This window comes from Quisquiliibacterium sp., assembly GCF_982640115.1.
Genome location: NZ_CEXFHW010000281.1, coordinates 1 through 3,289, shown reverse-complemented (window position 1 = coordinate 3,289; position 3,289 = coordinate 1). Strand labels below are relative to the sequence as shown.

The following is a 3,289-nucleotide window of genomic DNA, read 5'->3' as shown; positions in this document are numbered from 1 at the left end:
ATGTCGTCGTACTTCTTCGCCTCGCCACCGAACTTCGTCGACAGCACCGTCGTGATCGCCGCCGTCAGCGTCGTCTTGCCGTGGTCCACATGCCCAATCGTCCCCACGTTCACGTGCGGCTTGGTGCGCTCGAATTTGCCTTTGGCCATTGCTCTTTCTCCGATTTCAAAGAACGTTGCTGTCTGTCAGCGTCACTTGGTACGCGCCGAGATAATGGCCTCGGCCACATTCTTGGGCGCTTCTGCGTACTGCTTGAATTCCATGGTGTAGGTGGCGCGGCCCTGGGTGAGCGAGCGCAGCGTGGTGGAGTAGCCGAACATCTCGGCCAGCGGCACCTCGGCGCGGATGGCCTTGCCACCGCCCGCCATGTCTTCCATGCCCTGGACCATGCCACGGCGGGAGGAGAGGTCGCCCATCACCGTGCCCGCGTAGTCTTCGGGGGTTTCGACCTCGACCGACATCATCGGCTCGAGCAGCGCGGGGCTGGCCCGACGCATGCCTTCCTTGAAGGCGATCGACGCAGCCTGCTTGAACGCGTTCTCGTTGGAGTCGACGTCGTGGTAGGAGCCGAAGAACAGGGTGGCTTTCACGTCGACCACCGGGTAGCCGGCGAGCACGCCCGCGGGCAGGGTCTCGCGGATGCCCTTCTCGACCGCCGGGATGAACTCGCGCGGCACCACGCCGCCCTTGATGGCATCGACGAACTCGAAGCCCGGGCCGCCCGGCTCGAGGGGCTCGAGCTTGATGACCACGTGGCCGTACTGACCGCGACCACCCGACTGCTTGATGAACTTGCCCTCGACCTCGTCGACCGGCTTGCGGATGGTCTCGCGGTAGGCCACCTGCGGCTTGCCCACCGAGGCCTCGACGCTGAACTCGCGCTTCATGCGGTCGACGATGATCTCGAGGTGGAGCTCGCCCATGCCCGAGATGATGGTCTGGCCGGATTCCTCGTCGGTGCGCACGCGGAAGGAGGGATCCTCCTGGGCAAGACGGCCCAGGGCAATGCCCATCTTTTCCTGGTCGGCCTTGGTCTTGGGCTCGACGGCCTGCGAGATCACCGGCTCGGGGAAGACCATGCGTTCGAGAATGATGACGTTCTCGGGGTCGCAGAGGGTTTCGCCCGTGGTGACATCCTTCAGGCCGACGCAGGCGGCGATGTCGCCGGCGCGCACTTCCTTGATCTCGTCACGCTGGTTGGCGTGCATCTGCAGCAGACGGCCGATGCGTTCCTTCTTGCCCTTGATCGGGTTGTAGATGGTGTCGCCCGAGTTCAGCACGCCGGAGTACACGCGAATGAAGGTGAGCTGGCCCACGAACGGATCGGTCATCAGCTTGAAGGCCAGCGCCGAGAACTTCTCGCCGTCATCGGCCTTGCGATAGACCTCCTTCTCGCTGTCGTCAGCACCCTTCACCGGGGGGATGTCCACCGGCGAGGGGAGATAGTCGATGACCGCGTCGAGCATGGCCTGCACGCCCTTGTTCTTGAACGCGGTGCCACAGAGCATGGGCACGATCTCGCCGGCGATGGTGCGCTGGCGGATGGCGAGCTTCAGATCCTCGACCGAGAGGTCACCCTCCTCGAGGTACTTGTTCATCAGTTCCTCGTTGGCCTCGGCGGCGGCCTCGAGCATCTTCTCGCGCCACTCGGAGCAGGTGTCGGCGAGGTCGTCCGGGATGTCCTTCATCTCGAACTTCATGCCCTGCGAGGCGTCATCCCAGTAGATGGCCTTCATGCGGACCAGATCGACCACGCCCTTGAAGTTTTCCTCGGCACCGATCGGCACCTGGATGGGAATGGGATTGGCACGCAGACGGGCGCGCATCTGGTCATGCACCTTGAAGAAGTTGGCGCCGATGCGGTCCATCTTGTTGACGAAGGCAAGACGCGGCACGCCGTACTTGTTGGCCTGGCGCCAGACGGTCTCGGACTGGGGCTGAACACCGCCCACCGCGCAGTAGACCATGCACGCGCCGTCGAGCACCCGCATGGAACGCTCGACCTCGATGGTGAAGTCGACGTGCCCCGGGGTGTCGATGATGTTGATCCGGTGCTCCGGATAGGACATGTCCATGCCCTTCCAGAAGCAGGTGGTGGCGGCCGAGGTGATGGTGATGCCGCGCTCCTGCTCCTGCTCCATCCAGTCCATCGTGGCGGCGCCATCGTGCACCTCGCCAATCTTGTGATTGACGCCGGTGTAATAAAGGATGCGCTCGGTGGTGGTGGTCTTGCCGGCGTCGATGTGCGCCGAGATGCCGATGTTCCGGTATCGCTCGATGGGGGTCTTGCGGGCCATGGTCAGGTGCTCCAGACGTGCAGGGCGGGGCCTCGTGGGCCCTTGGGTTTCGGGCGGAAAGCCCGGGTCAGAACCGGAAGTGGGCGAAAGCCTTGTTGGCCTCGGCCATCCGGTGGACTTCGTCGCGCTTCTTGACGGCGCCGCCGCGGTTCTCGGAGGCTTCCATCATCTCGTTGGCCAGGCGCTGGCCCATGGATTTCTCGCCGCGCTTCTTGGCCGCCTCACGCAGCCAGCGCATGGCAAGCGCCATCCGGCGAACCGGGCGGATCTCGACCGGCACCTGGTAGTTGGCGCCACCCACCCGGCGGCTCTTGACCTCGACCATCGGGCGGCAGTTCTGCAGCGCCTGCGCGAAGACCTCGATGGGGTCCTTGCCGGAGCGCGACTTGATCTGGCCGAAGGCGCCGTAGAGCATGCGCTCGGCCACGGCCTTCTTGCCGTCGAGCATCAGCACATTGATGAACTTGGAAACCTCGACGCTGCCGTAGAGCGGGTCGGGGAGGATTTCACGCTTGGGTACTTCGCGACGACGGGGCATGGCAACTTTCTCCTGGCTTCAGCGGTTTCGCCGGGCGATGCGCCCGGCGCAACGGGCCATCCGACAGACCGCGCCCGGAGGGACGCGACGGGATGACCGCTTACTCGGCGGCACCAAGGCGCCGCCAGAACAAAGGGCGCGGGCACCCGGAACGACCCGGATGGCCCCGCGCCCGACAAAACAGATCCGGCCGGATCAGGCCTTCTTGGGCCGCTTGGCGCCGTACTTCGAGCGCGCCTGCTTGCGGTCCTTGACGCCCTGAAGGTCGAGCGAGCCGCACACGATGTGGTAGCGCACGCCGGGCAGATCCTTGACGCGACCACCGCGGATGAGCACCACCGAGTGCTCCTGAAGGTTGTGGCCTTCGCCGCCGATGTAGCTGATCACCTCAAACCCATTGGTCAGGCGCACTTTGGCGACTTTTCGCAGCGCTGAGTTCGGCTTCTTGGGGGTG

The 3,289-nt window shown here is 64.7% G+C and carries 4 protein-coding genes; all 4 read right to left on the bottom strand.

The window, feature by feature from the left end; all coding sequences use genetic code 11:
• Positions 1 to 149: GTP-binding protein (locus AC2H6A_RS18900; RefSeq protein ID WP_484273792.1), on the bottom strand; the 149-nt coding region annotated here is incomplete at its 3' end.
• 42 nt (positions 150 to 191) lie between these two features.
• Complete coding sequence (gene fusA, locus AC2H6A_RS18895; protein WP_484275266.1) at positions 192 to 2,297, bottom strand: elongation factor G; 2,106 nt, start codon at positions 2,295 to 2,297, stop codon at positions 192 to 194.
• Positions 2,298 to 2,364: 67 nt separating this feature from the next.
• Positions 2,365 to 2,835, bottom strand: coding sequence for a 30S ribosomal protein S7 (gene rpsG / locus AC2H6A_RS18890; RefSeq protein ID WP_484275265.1), 471 nt, complete (start codon positions 2,833 to 2,835; stop codon positions 2,365 to 2,367).
• Positions 2,836 to 3,030: 195 nt separating this feature from the next.
• A partial coding sequence (rpsL, locus tag AC2H6A_RS18885; protein ID WP_484275264.1) for a 30S ribosomal protein S12 occupies positions 3,031 to 3,289 on the bottom strand: 259 nt, incomplete at its 5' end.

Coding starts and splice junctions, on each gene's coding strand:
- fusA (WP_484275266.1), bottom strand. CDS start 2,297: ATGGCCCGCAAGACCCCCATCGAGCGATACCGGAACATCGGCATCTCG.
- rpsG (WP_484275265.1), bottom strand. CDS start 2,835: ATGCCCCGTCGTCGCGAAGTACCCAAGCGTGAAATCCTCCCCGACCCG.